17 protein-coding genes and 1 tRNA gene are annotated in these 14,911 nt (G+C 61.7%); 11 read left to right on the forward strand and 7 right to left on the reverse strand.

Annotated features, from left to right (window positions below; translation table 11 throughout):
• The first annotated feature begins 96 nt into the window (after positions 1 to 96).
• The 3 genes from aroC (at position 97) to R6G97_RS24175 (ending at position 2,991) form a co-directional block, all read left to right on the forward strand.
• Positions 97 to 1,188 (forward strand): chorismate synthase, encoded by a 1,092-nt coding sequence (gene aroC / locus R6G97_RS24165; protein WP_043209772.1) that lies wholly within the window; start codon positions 97 to 99, stop codon positions 1,186 to 1,188.
• A gap of 112 nt (positions 1,189 to 1,300) precedes the next feature.
• Positions 1,301 to 2,455, forward strand: coding sequence for an MFS transporter (locus R6G97_RS24170; RefSeq protein WP_317847640.1), 1,155 nt, complete (start codon positions 1,301 to 1,303; stop codon positions 2,453 to 2,455).
• Positions 2,455 to 2,991: an oxidase gene (locus tag R6G97_RS24175; RefSeq protein ID WP_317847641.1), complete on the forward strand. Its 537-nt coding sequence runs from the start codon at positions 2,455 to 2,457 to the stop codon at positions 2,989 to 2,991. The genes R6G97_RS24170 and R6G97_RS24175 overlap by 1 nt, the downstream gene beginning before the upstream one ends.
• Before the next feature lie 101 nt (positions 2,992 to 3,092).
• Here R6G97_RS24175 and R6G97_RS24180 read toward each other — a convergent pair whose 3' ends face one another.
• Complete coding sequence (locus tag R6G97_RS24180; protein WP_043209779.1) at positions 3,093 to 3,365, reverse strand: DUF3509 domain-containing protein; 273 nt, start codon at positions 3,363 to 3,365, stop codon at positions 3,093 to 3,095.
• Positions 3,366 to 3,635: 270 nt separating this feature from the next.
• Between R6G97_RS24180 and R6G97_RS24185 the strand changes: the two genes are divergently transcribed.
• Both R6G97_RS24185 and R6G97_RS24190 read left to right on the forward strand, forming a co-directional pair.
• Positions 3,636 to 4,157, forward strand: coding sequence for an ankyrin repeat domain-containing protein (locus R6G97_RS24185; RefSeq protein ID WP_090343742.1), 522 nt, complete (start codon positions 3,636 to 3,638; stop codon positions 4,155 to 4,157).
• Between the two features lie 59 nt (positions 4,158 to 4,216).
• Positions 4,217 to 4,747, forward strand: coding sequence for a hypothetical protein (locus R6G97_RS24190; RefSeq protein ID WP_043209784.1), 531 nt, complete (start codon positions 4,217 to 4,219; stop codon positions 4,745 to 4,747).
• A gap of 89 nt (positions 4,748 to 4,836) precedes the next feature.
• Here the strand turns inward: R6G97_RS24190 and R6G97_RS24195 are convergent, their stop codons facing one another.
• Positions 4,837 to 5,778: a ZIP family metal transporter gene (locus R6G97_RS24195; protein WP_043209787.1), complete on the reverse strand. Its 942-nt coding sequence runs from the start codon at positions 5,776 to 5,778 to the stop codon at positions 4,837 to 4,839.
• 125 nt (positions 5,779 to 5,903) lie between these two features.
• Here R6G97_RS24195 and R6G97_RS24200 point away from each other — a divergent pair, with 125 nt between their 5' ends.
• From R6G97_RS24200 to R6G97_RS24215, 4 genes are all read left to right on the forward strand, one after another.
• Complete coding sequence (locus tag R6G97_RS24200; RefSeq protein ID WP_070573200.1) at positions 5,904 to 6,095, forward strand: PLDc N-terminal domain-containing protein; 192 nt, start codon at positions 5,904 to 5,906, stop codon at positions 6,093 to 6,095.
• Positions 6,096 to 6,317: 222 nt separating this feature from the next.
• A complete protein-coding gene (locus R6G97_RS24205; protein ID WP_317847642.1) occupies positions 6,318 to 8,396 on the forward strand; it encodes an LTA synthase family protein in 2,079 nt (692 codons plus the stop codon).
• Between the two features lie 154 nt (positions 8,397 to 8,550).
• Complete coding sequence (locus R6G97_RS24210) at positions 8,551 to 8,787, forward strand: hypothetical protein (protein ID WP_043209794.1); 237 nt, start codon at positions 8,551 to 8,553, stop codon at positions 8,785 to 8,787.
• Positions 8,788 to 8,970: 183 nt separating this feature from the next.
• Positions 8,971 to 9,303, forward strand: a complete 333-nt coding sequence (locus tag R6G97_RS24215; RefSeq protein ID WP_043209796.1) for a ribonuclease E inhibitor RraB — start codon at positions 8,971 to 8,973, stop codon at positions 9,301 to 9,303.
• 60 nt (positions 9,304 to 9,363) lie between these two features.
• Here the strand turns inward: R6G97_RS24215 and R6G97_RS24220 are convergent, their stop codons facing one another.
• Positions 9,364 to 10,164, reverse strand: coding sequence for a cytochrome c (locus tag R6G97_RS24220; RefSeq protein WP_197853120.1), 801 nt, complete (start codon positions 10,162 to 10,164; stop codon positions 9,364 to 9,366).
• Positions 10,165 to 10,693: 529 nt separating this feature from the next.
• Here R6G97_RS24220 and R6G97_RS24225 point away from each other — a divergent pair.
• On the forward strand, positions 10,694 to 11,428 hold the full coding sequence (locus R6G97_RS24225; protein WP_043209801.1) for an amidotransferase: 735 nt from the start codon (positions 10,694 to 10,696) through the stop codon (positions 11,426 to 11,428).
• 76 nt (positions 11,429 to 11,504) lie between these two features.
• Here the strand turns inward: R6G97_RS24225 and R6G97_RS24230 are convergent, their stop codons facing one another.
• From R6G97_RS24230 to R6G97_RS24240, 3 genes are all read right to left on the reverse strand, one after another.
• Positions 11,505 to 12,476 (reverse strand): magnesium and cobalt transport protein CorA, encoded by a 972-nt coding sequence (locus R6G97_RS24230; protein WP_043209804.1) that lies wholly within the window; start codon positions 12,474 to 12,476, stop codon positions 11,505 to 11,507.
• 107 nt (positions 12,477 to 12,583) lie between these two features.
• Positions 12,584 to 13,303, reverse strand: coding sequence for a lysophospholipid acyltransferase family protein (locus R6G97_RS24235; protein WP_043209806.1), 720 nt, complete (start codon positions 13,301 to 13,303; stop codon positions 12,584 to 12,586).
• A 137-nt stretch (positions 13,304 to 13,440) separates the two neighbouring features.
• The gene (locus R6G97_RS24240; RefSeq protein ID WP_043209808.1) at positions 13,441 to 14,130 is read right to left on the reverse strand and encodes a crotonase/enoyl-CoA hydratase family protein; all 690 of its coding nucleotides are present in this window, start codon (positions 14,128 to 14,130) and stop codon (positions 13,441 to 13,443) included.
• Between the two features lie 289 nt (positions 14,131 to 14,419).
• Here R6G97_RS24240 and R6G97_RS24245 point away from each other — a divergent pair.
• Positions 14,420 to 14,509, forward strand: a tRNA-Ser gene (locus tag R6G97_RS24245).
• A 116-nt stretch (positions 14,510 to 14,625) separates the two neighbouring features.
• Here the strand turns inward: R6G97_RS24245 and R6G97_RS25045 are convergent.
• Entirely contained in the window at positions 14,626 to 14,835 is a 210-nt protein-coding gene (locus tag R6G97_RS25045; protein WP_442800210.1) for a HEAT repeat domain-containing protein, read from the reverse strand.
• Between the last annotated feature and the right edge of the window lie 76 nt (positions 14,836 to 14,911).

A 14,911-nucleotide genomic window follows, 5' to 3' on the forward strand; every position in this document is an offset into this window, starting at 1 on the left:
GAGCGTGATCGAAGGGGCTGAACCGACCACCCGAATAAAGGGAATTTCCGTATACTGCCCGCCTCCCTCACATTCAGGCAGATTCGCGGAGCGTCCATGTCCGGCAATACCTACGGCAAGCTGTTCACTGTCACCACCGCAGGCGAAAGCCACGGCCCGGCGTTGGTCGCCATTGTCGATGGATGCCCTCCGGGTCTGGAAATCTCCCTGGCCGATCTGCAGCACGACCTGGATCGCCGCAAGCCGGGCACCAGCCGGCACACTACCCAGCGCCAGGAACCGGATGAGGTCGAAATCCTCTCGGGTGTGTTCGAAGGTCGTACCACCGGCTGTTCCATCGGTCTGCTGATCCGCAACACCGACCAAAAATCCAAGGACTATTCGGCGATCAAGGACCTGTTCCGCCCAGCCCACGCCGACTACACCTACCACCATAAATACGGCATCCGCGACTACCGCGGCGGCGGCCGCAGTTCGGCCCGCGAGACCGCCATGCGCGTGGCTGCCGGCGCCATCGCCAAGAAGTACCTGGCCACCCAAGGCATCCGCGTGCGTGGCTACATGAGCCAGCTGGGCCCGATCGAAATCCCGTTCAAGACCTGGGAGTCGGTCGAGCACAACGCCTTCTTCAGTCCTGATCCTGACAAAGTGCCGGAGCTGGAGGCCTACATGGACCAGTTACGCCGTGACCAGGACTCGGTCGGCGCGAAGATCACCGTGGTCGCCGAGGGCGTGATGCCTGGCCTGGGCGAGCCGATCTTCGACCGCCTGGACGCGGAGCTTGCCCATGCTTTGATGAGCATCAACGCCGTCAAGGGCGTGGAGATCGGCGCCGGTTTCGCCAGTGTCGCCCAGCGTGGCACCGAGCACCGCGATGAGCTGACGCCTGAGGGCTTCCTGAGCAACAACGCAGGCGGCATCCTGGGCGGGATCTCTTCCGGCCAGCCGATCGTCGCCCACCTGGCGCTCAAACCGACGTCGAGCATTACCACCCCGGGCCGCTCCATCGATGTCGACGGCAACCCGGTCGAGGTCATCACCAAGGGCCGTCACGACCCATGCGTGGGCATCCGTGCCACGCCGATCGCCGAGGCGATGATGGCTATCGTGCTGATGGATCACCTGCTGCGCCACCGTGCGCAGAACGCCGATGTGAAGGTGAATACCCCGGTGCTGGGCCAGCGCTGATTCGTCCGCACGGGTCACTTCGCGAGTAAACCCGCTCCTAGAGGACTACCGCAGGTCCTGTGGGAGCGGTCCCCCGTGAAGGAGCCGGCACAGGCAACCAAAGGCCCCGCCCATGCCCCCGATTCCCTACTGGCGCCTATCCAGCTTCTACCTCTTTTACTTCGCCTTGCTCGGCTCCACCGCGCCGTTCCTGGCGTTGTACTTCGACCATTTGGGCTTTTCGCCGGCACGCATCGGCGAACTGGTGGCCATTCCCATGCTGATGCGCTGCATCGCACCCAACCTGTGGGGCTGGCTGGGGGATCGCAGCGGCCAACGGTTGCTGATCGTGCGCCTGGGCGCTTTGTCGACTCTGGCCACCTTCTCGCTGATCTTCATCGACAAAAGCTACGCCTGGCTGGCACTGGTGATGGCGCTCCATGCGTTCTTCTGGCATGCGGTGCTTCCGCAGTTCGAGGTGATCACCCTGGCGCACCTGCACGGGCAAACCTCGCGCTACAGCCAGGTGCGCCTGTGGGGCTCGATCGGTTTCATCCTCACCGTGGTCGGCCTGGGACGGCTGTTCGAGTGGCTAAGCCTGGATATCTACCCGGTGGCGTTGGTGACCATCATGGCCGGGATTTTCATCGCGAGCCTCTGGGTGCCCAATGCCCAGCCGGTGGAGCATGCCGAGCGCAAGGGGGCAGGGGGCTTCCTGCGGCAACTGGCGGCGCCGGGTGTAATGGCGTTCTATGTGTGCGTGGCGCTGATGCAGCTCAGCCACGGCCCTTACTACACCTTCCTCACCCTGCACCTGGAACATCTGGGCTACACCCGTGGCGCCATTGGTTTGCTGTGGGCGCTGGGGGTGGTGGCCGAAGTGCTGGTATTCATGGCCATGAGTCGAATCTTCGCCCGGGTTTCAGTGCGCCCTGTGCTATTGGCGAGCTTCCTGCTGGCGGCGCTGCGTTGGCTGTTGCTGGGGAATCTTGCGGATATTCCAGCGGTGCTGGTGTTTGCCCAGCTGCTGCATGCGGCGACCTTCGGCTGTTTCCATGCCGCAGCCATTGCCTTCGTCCAAGGTAGCTTCGGCGCGCGTCAGCAAGGGCAGGGGCAGGCGTTGTATGCGGCCTTGTCTGGCACCGGCGGTGCCCTGGGCGCACTCTATTCGGGCTACAGCTGGAAACTGCTGGGCCCGTCCTTCACCTTTGGTATGGCCAGCGTCGCGGCGCTCGCGGCAGCCGTTATCATTGCCCTTTGTTCGAAACAGACCAGGACCAGCCCCTGATGAGCATTCTCAGCGTTTTCCATCTCTACACCCCCGAGTTGCCGAACAAGGTGCTGACCCACCACGACGATATCGCCGCCACCCTCGCCGAGCAGGGTGTGCGCCTGGAGCGCCGTACCGATGAGCTGCGCATCCGCCCGGGCACAGCTCATGAGCAAGTGTTGGCCAAATGCCATGGGCTGTTGGACCAACTGATGACCACACATGGCAGCGTCGCGTTCGGCCTGCTCAACCGCGATGGCCTTGACCCGAGCCAGGCTGACCTTCGCGATGAGCATGTGCACGAAGCGGTTGAAGTGTTTGCCGTGATTGGCGGACGCGGACAGGTCAGCTTGCGCCTGGGCGACTACGTGTATGCGGTGTTGTGCGAGAAGGGCGACGTGTTGGTGATTCCCGCCGGCGTGCGCCGTTGGGTGGACTTGGGGGACAACCCGTTCTGCCTGGCGTTGCGCCTGTTTGGCAGCGAATCGGGGATGCAGCCGCAGTTCACCGGCGATTCGACGGCCCGGCAGTTTGCCGGCATGGATGAGTTTTGAGGTACGTTTTTCACGGATAAGCCGCCCCCACAGCCACTCCACCGCCTTTGGAACGATGGAACACCTGTGGGAGCGGGTTTACCCGCGAAAGTCGCGCCGCATCAGCGATAGGTCGGCAGGGCAAAACGCTGCTGGCTCTGCAACATCGAGATCACTGGAAGCTCACTGGCCTGTTCGGCCAAGTCGCGGCGGATGGCGCTGATCGCCCAGGACAACTGCTCGGCGCTGTGCAACTGTGCGTAGGTCAATGCACGGCGAGTCACCTTGCCATCGGCTGCCCGCAGGGTCAGCTGGATACCGCCGTCGGGGCGAGGCTGGGTTTCGACTTGATAGGCGCAGAATACCGAGGCGAACTTTTCCTGGATGAGGTCCATATCTCAACTCCTGACTGTTGTATGGGCAGACGTGAGTTGAGTGTTGCAGTGACCGTGCCATCCTCGCCGATTTGAAAAATACCTTTAAAATCAATGAGTTGTGAATAAACTAAATCTGGGCAACCGTGCATTTCGCATGGTCGTGCATTTTGCACAGTGCAATTTGCAAGAGTCATAAGGTTTGTCTTTCGAGCCGATAGAATCTGAACCTTTGACCGCCTGGCAGTGCCTGACGAAGACTTGGGCTCTTTTCTTGCCAGGAGGTTCCAGATGTCCGACCAACAGCCCACCGCCATGACTGACGAAGAGACGGCCGCATTTGCCGAAGAAGTCTTCGAGCGTGCCCGGCGCGGCGATGCGCCGATGCTCGAGCGCCTGCTGCAGAGCGGTCTGCCCGCCAACTTGCGCAATCACAAGGGCGACACCTTGCTGATGCTGGCCAGCTACCATGGCCACATCGACGCGGTGCGTGTGCTGCTGGCCCATGGCGCCGACCCGCTGATCGCCAACGACAACGGTCAACTGCCCATCGCGGGAGCCGCATTCAAGGGTGACCTGGCCATGATCCGCTTGCTGATCGAACATGGCGTGCCAGTGGATGCCGCCGCCGAGGACGGTCGTACCGCCCTGATGCTCGCGGCGATGTTCAACCGCAGCGAGATACTCGAGTTCTTGTTGGCTCAAGGTGCCGATCCTGCACGCCAGGATGCCCGTGGCGCCACTGCCTTGGTCGCCGCCCAGACCATGGGCGCACCGGACACTGCCGCGCGCCTGCAGACGCTGGCCGGCTAACCCTCAGGGGGCATTTGCGGCTATCCTTGGCGACTTTTTCGCCAGCGCAGGGGCCCCCCATGAAAAACCAGTTGTCCGAACTCATCAGCCTCATCGGCGCCGGCTGCATGCGCGAGCAAGACATCGAGCGCATCGCCGACGAAGCAGCCCAGGCCTACGCCGATCCCGCCGCCTTCCTGGCCGCCAACCCAGACATCAACTACGACGACAGCTTCCCCATCCCACTGGGTGAATGGGTGGTGGTCGGCAGCCTGCCGGACACCGTGCTGTTCCAGGCCGATAGCTACCAAGAGCTGTTCGAACGCATCACCGACTCATTCGACAAGAGTGTGCCGTTCAACCTCAAGCCCAAGCAGCTGGCGCGCACCGAGCCGCTGACCGCGCTCAATCGCATCCAGGTCCAGATGGGGGCCCTGAACAAGGAGGCCGGCGGTTATGTGCTGGTCAACTTCAGCCAGTTGCTCGATGACGAGTTGCAGATGGTGATGGTGGGGCAGAACGACCTGGCCCGAGTGCTGGAGTTGGGCGCTGAGGTGGGGATCAAGGTCGAGCCGGCGTTGGAAGCATTGAAGGTCGCTGTTCACGTCTGATGGGCTGCTCGTTCGCGGGTGGTCCCGCTTCCGCAGGTATCGATGCGGACCTGCCGGGAGCGGGTTTACCCCCTGATGAGGCGGTAGCGTCAGCCCAACGCGGTATCGAGGAACATCATCACCGCGAATCCGCCCATCAGGCCCAGGGTTGCCGACGTTTGGTGCCCATTGCGGTGGGTTTCGGGAATCACTTCATGGGACACCACGAAGATCATCGCACCCGCCGCCAAGCCCATGCTCACCGGATACGCCAGTGCGAAGCCGGTAGAGATACCCAGGCCAATCACCGCACCCAGCGGCTCCATCAGGCCGGAGCCGACCGCCACCAGCGCCGCCTTGAGGTTCGACAGGCCTGTCGCGCGCAGAGCCAGGGCCACGGCCAGGCCTTCGGGGATGTCCTGGATGGCAATCGCGCTGGTCAGCGGCAGGCCGATGTTCATGTCGCCGTTGGCGAAGCTCACGCCGATGGCCATGCCTTCGGGCAGGTTATGCAGGGTGATCGCCAGCACGAACAACCACACCCGGTTGATGCGCTCCGCCTCTGGGCCGCAAGGGCCAGTGCTTTCATGTTCGTGCGGGGTGAAGCGATCAAGGCCAAGCATCAACAGCACACCCAATCCCATCCCCAGCACCACGGTGAAGGCCGCTGCCGGGCCATTGCCGGTGATTTCCCGGGCAGCGTCCAGGCCTGGCAGGATCAACGAGAAGGAACTGGCCGCGAGCATCATCCCGGCGGCAAAGCCGAGCATCACGTCCTGGCTGCGCGTGCTGACATCGCGCAGCACCACTGCCAGCACCGCGCCCAGGGCTGTGGCGCCGAACCCTGACAGCCCACCCAGCAGCGCCAAGTGCAGGTTGTCGGCATGGTCGCCATGGATGGCATTCCACAGGCTGGCCGCGAGCAGGCCGAGCACGACCAACAGGCTCAGGCCCAGGCCGGCGCTGAGCCATGGGGTGGTCGCGGCTTGTTGCCGCCAGGCGTTGAACAGCGAGGCGGGAGCAGGACTTTCAGGAGCGTGGGCAGGGGGCATGCGGACCTCGTGACAATGTATGAACGCAGTCTAGCCATTGACCTATTCCAGCGGCCAAGCATTCCATTCTATCGACGCAATAGCCGGCTATGCTTGGCAGCAAATCTTTTGCCAGGAGCAGTCGCATGGGGTCCACCTTCAACAGCCTTGTCGGGCTCATCATTCTCGCCCTGGACATCTGGGCGATTCTTCACGTGCTCAAGAGCGGCGCCGAGGTGGGCATCAAGGTGCTCTGGATCTTGTTGATCGTATTGCTGCCGGTGATCGGGCTGATCATCTGGGCCATCGCCGGGCCCAGGGGCAACCTGAAATTCTGAAGGCAGCGGTACCAATCCGGCCCATTGGCAGGTTTATCCGCCAATGGGCCTGCTAGACACCGCAAACGCCGGCTCGTGACGAAATTTTCACACTGGATTATCGAAAATCCGCGCCGCACAATGCTGCGTTGGCCCAATAGCCGTGCTTTGATGGCCGGGCCCTTCAGGTAGCAGGGCGATTTCGCCTTTCCGCAAACCCGCAATCCTAGGATCCCCTCATTCATGGCTAACACGGATGCCTTGAAGCAACGGGCCGTGCCGGCTCCGTTCGCGCCGACCCTCAAATCGCACCTGGCCTATACGCTGCTCAGCGGCCTGGTGATCATGCTGATGCTGAGCCTGGTTCGCCTGGCGTTGCTGATCTACAACAGCGACATGATCGGCGACACCCCATCTTCCACCGTCGCCGAAGGATTCCTCAACGGCCTGCGCTTCGACCTGCGGGTGGTGGTGTACCTGAGCATTCCGCTGTTGCTGGCGTTGCTCAGCCCTTGGGCTATGGCCCGTCGCGGGTTCTTCCGCCTTTGGCTGACCTTGACGTCCAGCGTGGTGATGTTCCTTGGCCTGATGGAAATGGACTTCTACCGCGAGTTCCACCAGCGCCTGAACGGCCTGGTGTTCCAGTACATCAAGGAAGACCCCAAGACCGTCCTGAGCATGCTGTGGTACGGCTTCCCGGTCGTGCGCTACCTGCTGGCCTGGCTGTTCGGGACCTGGCTGCTGAGCCTGCTGTTCAAGGGTATCGACCGCCTGACCCGCAATGGCGGAGCCTCCCAGAGCCTGGCTCCACGTCGGATCGCCCCTTGGTACCACCGCCTGGCAGTGTTCATGGTGGTACTGCTGGTAGCCGTCGTGGCTGCCCGTGGCACCCTGCGCCAGGGCCCGCCGATGCGTTGGGGGGATGCCTTCACCACCGACTCGAACTTCGTCAACCAGCTTGGCCTGAACGGCACCTTGACCCTGATCGACGCGGCCAAGAGCCGTTTCGGTGAAGACCGTGCCAATATCTGGAAGCCCACCGTCGAGCAGGACGTGGCCACGCAAACCGTGCGTGATCTGTTGCTGACCCCTCACGACACCTTGGTCGATGCCGACGAAGCGGCTGTGCGCCGTGACTTCCAGCCGCCCGCTGACCGCACCCTGCCGGTCAAGAACGTCGTCGTGATCCTCATGGAAAGCTTCGCCGGTCATTCGGTGGGCGCCCTCGGCAGCCCGAATAACATCACGCCGTACTTCGACAAGCTGGCCAAGGAAGGCCTGCTGTTCGACCGTTTCTTCTCAAACGGCACCCACACCCACCAGGGCATGTTCGCTACCATGGCGTGCTTCCCGAACCTGCCTGGCTTCGAATACCTGATGCAGACCCCGGAAGGGGGGCACAAGCTGTCTGGCCTGCCAGCGCTGCTGAGCGCTCGTGACTACGACGATGTCTACGTCTACAACGGGGATTTCGCCTGGGACAACCAGTCCGGTTTCTTCGGCAACCAGGGTATGACCACTTTCATTGGCCGTAACGATTTCGTCGATCCGGTGTTCTCCGACCCGACGTGGGGCGTGTCCGACCAGGACATGTTCGACCGGGGCAACGAGGAATTGGCCAAGCACGATGGCAAAAAGCCGATCTACGCGCTGCTGCAGACGCTCTCCAACCACACCCCGTATGCGCTGCCCAAGGACCTGCCGGTCGAGAAGGTCACAGGCCAGGGCCGCCTGGACGAACACCTCACGGCCATGCGCTATTCCGACTGGGCACTTGGCCAGTTCTTCGAGAAGGCGCGCAAGGAGCCGTACTTCAAGGACACCCTGTTCGCCATCGTCGGCGACCATGGCTTCGGCAACCAGCAACAGGTCACCGAGCTGGACCTGGGCCGCTTCAACGTGCCGTTGCTGTTGATCGCCCCGGGGATCCAGGAGAAGTTCGGTGCGGTCAACCACACCGTGGGTACCCAGGTCGACATCGTGCCGACCATCATGGGCCGCCTGGGTGGCCAGACCCGCCACCAGTGCTGGGGCCGTGACCTGCTGAACCTGCCTGAGGGCGACCCGGGCGTGGGCATCATCAAGCCGTCGGGCAGCGAGCAGATCGTTGGCTTGGTCAAGGGTGACCGCATCCTCATCGAGTCCAAGGACATGACCCCGCGCCTGTATCGCTACCAGCTGGGTCGCGAGTTCAAGGCCGAGCTGATCGAGAGCCCCGACCAGCCTGAGCTGCTGAAGAACCTCGAGTCCTACATCCAGACGGCGACCAAGAGCCTGATGGACAACACCGCCGGTGTCGTCCATGGCGTGCCCAAGGACTGACGCCCTCGCGCGCTCCCTCCCACAGGTGATGGCCAAGCCTTCACTTGTGGGGCGGGCTTTCCCACCACTGCGGTGAACTGAACAAACGCCCTCGTCGACGGTCAAGGATACTGGCAGCACATACCCGGTATTCTTTGATTGAGAGGACAATTCAATGAAAGAGTGGGAAGTCACCTTCGTCGACCAGAATGGCGTACAGAGCTCACTGCTCTACAACGGCGATCAACGCCCAAGCGATGAGCAAGCCGCCCGCCTGATCCGCTCGCATTTGTTCCCGGTCATCGATGAACTTGACCTCAATGACTTCCAGGACCGCAGTCCATTCCCCACCGTGCGCTGGCTCAAGGAGCAGAGCGGCGTCTCCATCACCCGCATCGAAGAAAGACCCTGAACGCGCTGCGCTGGCGTTGTGAGCCAGCAGGCACTACGCTCAGACGAGGCCCGGATCTTTCTGCGGATCCGCGTCGGCTCCATTCGCGTCTCTCATTAGCTCGATCTGCCAGGCACTCGATTGTGCAAAGCAGGTGCGTTGTGCACGGAAAGTCTATCCATTGCGTTTGTAGGAGGACGTTTCATGAGCAGCCAGAACGACGATATCAGCAGCAATGTCCTTCGCCAGATGAAAGCTGGCGGTTTCGACTTCACCCGAATCCATCCCATCGAGTTCTATGCGGTGTTCCCTGACGAGGCTGGTGCCCGGCGTGCGGCCGGACAGTTCCGCGGTGAATCCCTCAATGCCCAGGTACGTGAGCTGGACGACGGCGCTTGGCACCTGGAGCTGAGCAAAATCATGTACGCCACCTACCGAGGGATCGGGGCCTTCGAGGAGGCCTTCGAGCAGGTCGTCTCGCCCTTTGGGGGCGAGGTCGAGGGATGGGGCGTGAAGCAGGAGCGGCCAGTCGCCTGAATACCCTAGGCCAGGGGCCGCTGTGCGGCCCTTTGCAGGCTGCGCCGGCGGCACAACCTTTCAAGGCTTGCGCTTGGCCATGTGCGCCAGGTAGGCGATCAATGCGTCGAGCTCTTGCTCGCTCAGCACGTTTTCGGCAAACCCTGGCATTTTCGCCTGGGGCCACTGCCGTAGGCTTTGCGGATCACGAATGTAGCGGCGCAAAAAGCCCGGCTGGAAGTACTCGGTGGGGTTGTGGGGCACGTTCAAGTCTGGTCCGAACTGGGCATCGCCTGCGCCATTGAGGCGGTGGCACGCCAGGCAGTTCTGCTGGAACAGAGCAAAGCCCTGGCGTACCGGATCGTTCGCTGCGAGCGTGGGGTCGGGCAGTAGGGCAGGGAAGCGCTCCTGCACCGGTGCCAGGCGACGAATCGTGGTGATCTGGAACGGCCATTGCTCTGGGCGGATGTTCCCGGCTTGAGGGTCGGTCCACACCAGGTAGAACGGCCCGGCACCCGGTTTGCCGTTGCCCAGCGCCGGCCAGGGTTTGGCCGGGTCTTCCACGGCCAGCCAGGCCCGTGCGGGGCCGGCCTGGAGCAAGGGCGCGGCAGGCATTTCGGCGGCGAAGCCATCCAGCGCGACGGCTTGCAAATGATCGTTGGGGCCAACCCCCTCGAGCAGTGCACTCAATGGCACAGCGCGGTAGTGCATGGAGCGCTTGTAGGAGACATCCTGCTCGATACTGATGTCCTGGGCCTGTGGGTGTGCCAGCAATGCCTCGCTTTGCCACTGGCGCGCGGTATGACCGAATTCCAGATGCAATTGCGCCGCCGATAGCGGCAGACAGAACAGCAAGGTCAATAGGGCAAAGCAATTGCGCATGGGTAATCTCCAACCTTGAGTGGTCGGCAGATTACCTGTGCAATGCCAACAATGGCCACGGCTGCGTTTATCCGAACAAGCGTGTCAGGTTCGGCAGGATGAGCAGCAAGGTCGTGGCGAAGAGAATGAGCCCGGCTTGGCGTACTTTCGATTGTCTGAACATGGCGGACCGCCTTCTTGTTGTTATTCCTGAATAGCCCTTGGCTTCCTTGTCTTGCTTCGGGTCGATCGCAACGGCGCTCGGTGACGCCGGTCGTGCATGCCTCGTGTGTCTGGATATACAACCAACAGTAGGGTGTGCGTTATCCATGTTTGAGAACCCTTTGTTCTATTGGCAGATTCGTTGATTTCTTTCGTTTATGAGGCCAAGGGCTATCACGCTGGCATCCTCTGGCTAGACAGGTGCGGCATGAACGAGCGCCCCGGTGAAATTAGTGACCGTTCGTCAGTGCATCCTACTTGCTTGTAGGTAGGTTTCGCGTCAGTCTCTACAGCAAAAATCCCACACACGTCGTTCAGGACTATCCCTATGTCGTTACGCATCTGCATCCTGGAAACCGATGTCCTGCGACCGGAGTTGACCGCGCAGTATCAGGGCTACGGAAGGATGTTCGAGCAGCTGTTCTCGCGTCAGCCGATCGCAGCGCAGTTTCACGTCTATAACGTGATGAACGGCGAGTACCCTCCCGAGGGCGAAACCTTCGATGCGTACCTGGTGACCGGCAGCAAGGCGGACTCGTTCGGCTCCGATCCGTGGATCCAGACGCTCAAGGCCTACCTGCTCAAGCTCTACGAGCGTGGCGAGAAGCTACTGGGTGTGTGTTTCGGCCATCAGGTGCTGGCGCTGGTGCTCGGCGGCAAGACCGCGCGGGCCGATCAGGGCTGGGGCCTGGGTATCCACCGTTATTCCTTGGCGGCCCATGCGCCGTGGATGGATCCTGAAGTGTCCGAACTGACCCTGCTGATCAGTCACCAGGACCAGGTTACCGAGCTGCCTGAGGGTGCTACGGTCATCGCCTCCAGCGATTTCTGCCCCAATGCGGCCTACCACATCCGCGACCAGGTGCTGTGCTTCCAAGGGCATCCGGAGTTTGTCCATGACTACTCCCGCGCCTTGCTCGACGCGCGCCAGGATGTGTTGGGCGAAGAGGTCTACCGGCGAGCGATCGCCAGCCTGGAGCAAGACCACCAGGGCGATCTGGTCGGCAAGTGGATGCTGCGGTTCATCGGGCACTCGGACAAGGCCAAGGAAAACGCGGCATAAAGAGCCCTGTGGGGGCCGCTTTGCGGCCTCTCACAGGCTTCAAAGCAGCTCGAAGATCGGCCCGTGCGGCAAACGGCTACAGCCAGCCCGAGCGCTTGAAGCTTGCGTACAGCGCACTGCATCCCACGCCAATCACGCCTAGAACTCCAAAGTACCCGTAATGCCAGCCAAGCTCCGGCATGTTCTGGAAGTTCATCCCGTAGATGCCTGCAATGGCGGTGGGGAACGCCAGGATCGCCGCCCAGGCAGCGAACTTTCGCTGCACGATGCTCTGGCGTGACGACTCCAGCAGCATGCCGATCTCGATAGTCTGACTGGCGATGTCGCGGATACTGGCCAGATCTTCCATCTGCCGAGTGACGTGGATCTGCACGTCCCTAAAGTACGGGCGCATGTTCTTGTCGATGAAGGGGAAGTTCAGGCGCTGCAGCTCCTCGCTGACCTCGACCATCGGCGCCACGTAGCGGCGCAGGCGCAGGATGTCCCGGCGCAGGCTGTGCAGGCGCTGGATGTCCTCTTCTTGGAGCGAATTGCTCAGCACGCTCTGTTCCAGCTCCTCGATCTCGCCGTGGATGGCCTCGCTGACCGGCTGGTAGTTCTCGGTGACGAAGTCGAGCAAGGCGTAGAGCACGAAATCTTCGCCATGCTCGAGCAACAGCGGGCGCGCCTCGCAGCGTTGGCGCACCAAGGCATAGGATTTGGAATGGCCGTTGCGGCAGGTAATGATGTAGCCGTTGCCGGCGAAGATGTGCGTCTCGATGAACTCCAGCTTGCCTTCATGGCGCACCGGGGAATAGGTGACGATGAACAGGGCGTCGCCAAAGGTCTCGAGCTTGGGGCGGCTGTGCTTTTCCAGGGCGTCTTCGATGGCCAGTTCATGCAGGCCGAACTGGCGCTGCAGGTTGGCCAGCTCTTCGGCATTGGGCTCTTCCAGGCCGATCCAGACGAAGTGCCCTGGCTTGCGGGCCCACTCGCTGCCCTCGTCGATACTGATATTGGTGACCTTCCTGCCGGCGCTGTACACCGCCGATGCCACGACTCGCCCCATGGTTGTCCGCTTCTTCGGTTGAACACCCGATACAGCTTGGGCTCAGTCACGTCATAGAGCAACCATCGCCTGTGTCGCTGAGGGCGTCGAGCGCATTGCCGAGCGAATCAGCTTTGCGCCAGCTCGCCCTCCATGCGGTCGATGCACTGCTGCATCTGCGTGCGGCATTGCTCGATCAGTACCGGCAGATCCTGCTGGCTCAGGCCGGCAGTAGCGATCGGTGGCAGCGAGCGCACGATCACTGTGCGCTGGCGCCAGCTGTTCAGGCCCAGGCGCTTGGAGTAGCGACTGACGCATACCGGCACGATGGGCACACCGGCCTCGACGGCCATGTGGAACGCGCCTTTCTTGAAGGCCAGCAAGTGCTCGCCGGGGTTGCGGGTGCCCTCGGGGAAGATCCAGATCGAGGTGTCGTTACGCAAGATGCGGGTGGTCACCTGCATGGCCTTGCGCGCCTGGTAGGCATTCTTGCGATCCACCAGCACGTTGCCGCCAAGCCAGAACAGCTGGCCGAACAGGGGGATCCAGCCCAGGCTCTTCTTGCCGATGGCCACGGTGCGTTGCGGTACCACCTGGCCGAGGATGAACAGGTCGAAGTTGGACTGATGATTGGCAACGATGACGCAGCCGGGTGGTTGGTCCCACAACGGGCCGACCTCGGCCTTGACCTTGATCCGCATCAGCCAGGCGGCAGGCAGGCTGTAGAGGCGGGCGAACAGGCGGCTATTATCGGGGTTGAACGGCCGGCACAGGCCGATGACCAGACCCGCCACGCCGACGAACAGAAAATGCAGTGCCAGAAGGAGCATGCGGAGCATATAGAGCATGGGACGACTCACACACCAGACAGTCGCGGCGCAGTGTACGGGTGTGCACTGCCTGGGGCAAACCTTTGGGTGTTGTGTCATGGCAAAGCCCGCGGCTAGAGGCGCGCGGGCTCGCGTTTGTGAAAGGCGCTGTCGACTCAACCCATTTGTTGCTGGTCCAGCAAGATGGCGTTGTCCAACGTCTCGAGCAGGTCTTTGCGCACCTTCAGCTTGGTGTTTTTATGCGCCAGCATGTTGATCTTCTTCAACTCGCGGGCGGCAGCCAGGGCAGCCTCCTGCAGTTGTTCAGCGGGCACCACTTTGTCGAGGAAGCCTGCATCCACCGCGGCATGCGGGTCGAACACTTCGGCATTGATCACCGCACGATGGAAGGCCGAACGGCGTAGACGGTCACGGGCCAGCTCGATGCCGGCGTGGTGCATGGTCATGCCGATCTGCACTTCGTTCAGGCAGATCTTGTAGGGGCCCTCGACACCGATACGGTAGTCCCCTGACAACAGCAGGAACGCGCCCTTGGCCACGGCGTTGCCCGGGCAGGCGACCACCACCGGGAAGGGGTGGCTGAGCAGGCGACGGCTCAGGGTGGAGCCCAAGGTGACCAGGCCGACGGCTTCCTTCGGGCCGCTGGTCATCACCTTGAGGTCGTAGCCGCCGGAGAGAATGCCCGGCTGGCCGGTGATGATCACCACGGCGCGCTCTTGCACGGCGCGGTCCAAGGCGGCATTGAAGGCGGCGATGAGATCCGGCGAGATGGCATTGACCTTGCCGTTGTTCAGGGTCAGGGTGGCGATGCCGTCTTCGGCATGGTAGGTAATCAGCTCGCTCATGACAGAGTCCTTTGGGTGACGTGGCGACGACGGTACCCAGCGACGCCGGTCAGGTAAAGCGATAAGGCTGACCGGTCGGTCAGCGTCTGGGCCGCGCCCCTTGCCGCGACGGGGCAGGGGCAACATGGGCTGTAAAAGCACTGGCCAGATTGGCAGCATTGCCCTGGCAGGCCCGTTGTTTTGGCCAATTGGCTTAAGCGCATGAAAATTCTGAAAAAAATACTTGCCAAAGGAAAAGGCTTCTACTAAATTAGCGCGCCTCGACAGGCTGAACTGCTTGAAGAGATCCGGTGAAGTGTCCGAGTGGTCGAAGGAGCACGCCTGGAAAGTGTGTATACGAGAAATCGTATCAAGGGTTCAAATCCCTTCTTCACCGCCACTTTCAGAAAAGCCCCGCAAATCAATGGTTTGCGGGGCTTTTTCTATTCTGGGTTCTACCCAGCAATTCTATCCAGCGCCATTTCTGCCCCAGAACAATGGCAGGGCGTTCCTGGTCTAGCCTGCTGCGCGTCCTAGCGCTTCCGCTGCCGCCGTACGAACCTCGGCATTCTGAGTGCGGTCATTTACTGCCTTGGCTAATTCTGCACACGCATCAGGCCCGCCTATATGGCCTAGTCCGCGCGCTGCCCCAGCACGAACCTCAGCATTCTGAGTGCGGTCATTCAGTGTCGATACGAGGGCCTTAAAGGCTTGTTGCTTGTCCATGCGACGTTCCTTTGGATTGGGGGATTACAAGTCTACCCTGACAACGGAGTGTCCGTGCAAAAAAACGATAACTACT

Origin of the sequence: Pseudomonas sp. HTZ2, from assembly GCF_033173945.1 — a bacterium.
In the GTDB taxonomy this organism is placed as follows: Bacteria; Pseudomonadota; Gammaproteobacteria; order Pseudomonadales; family Pseudomonadaceae; genus Aquipseudomonas; species Aquipseudomonas guariconensis.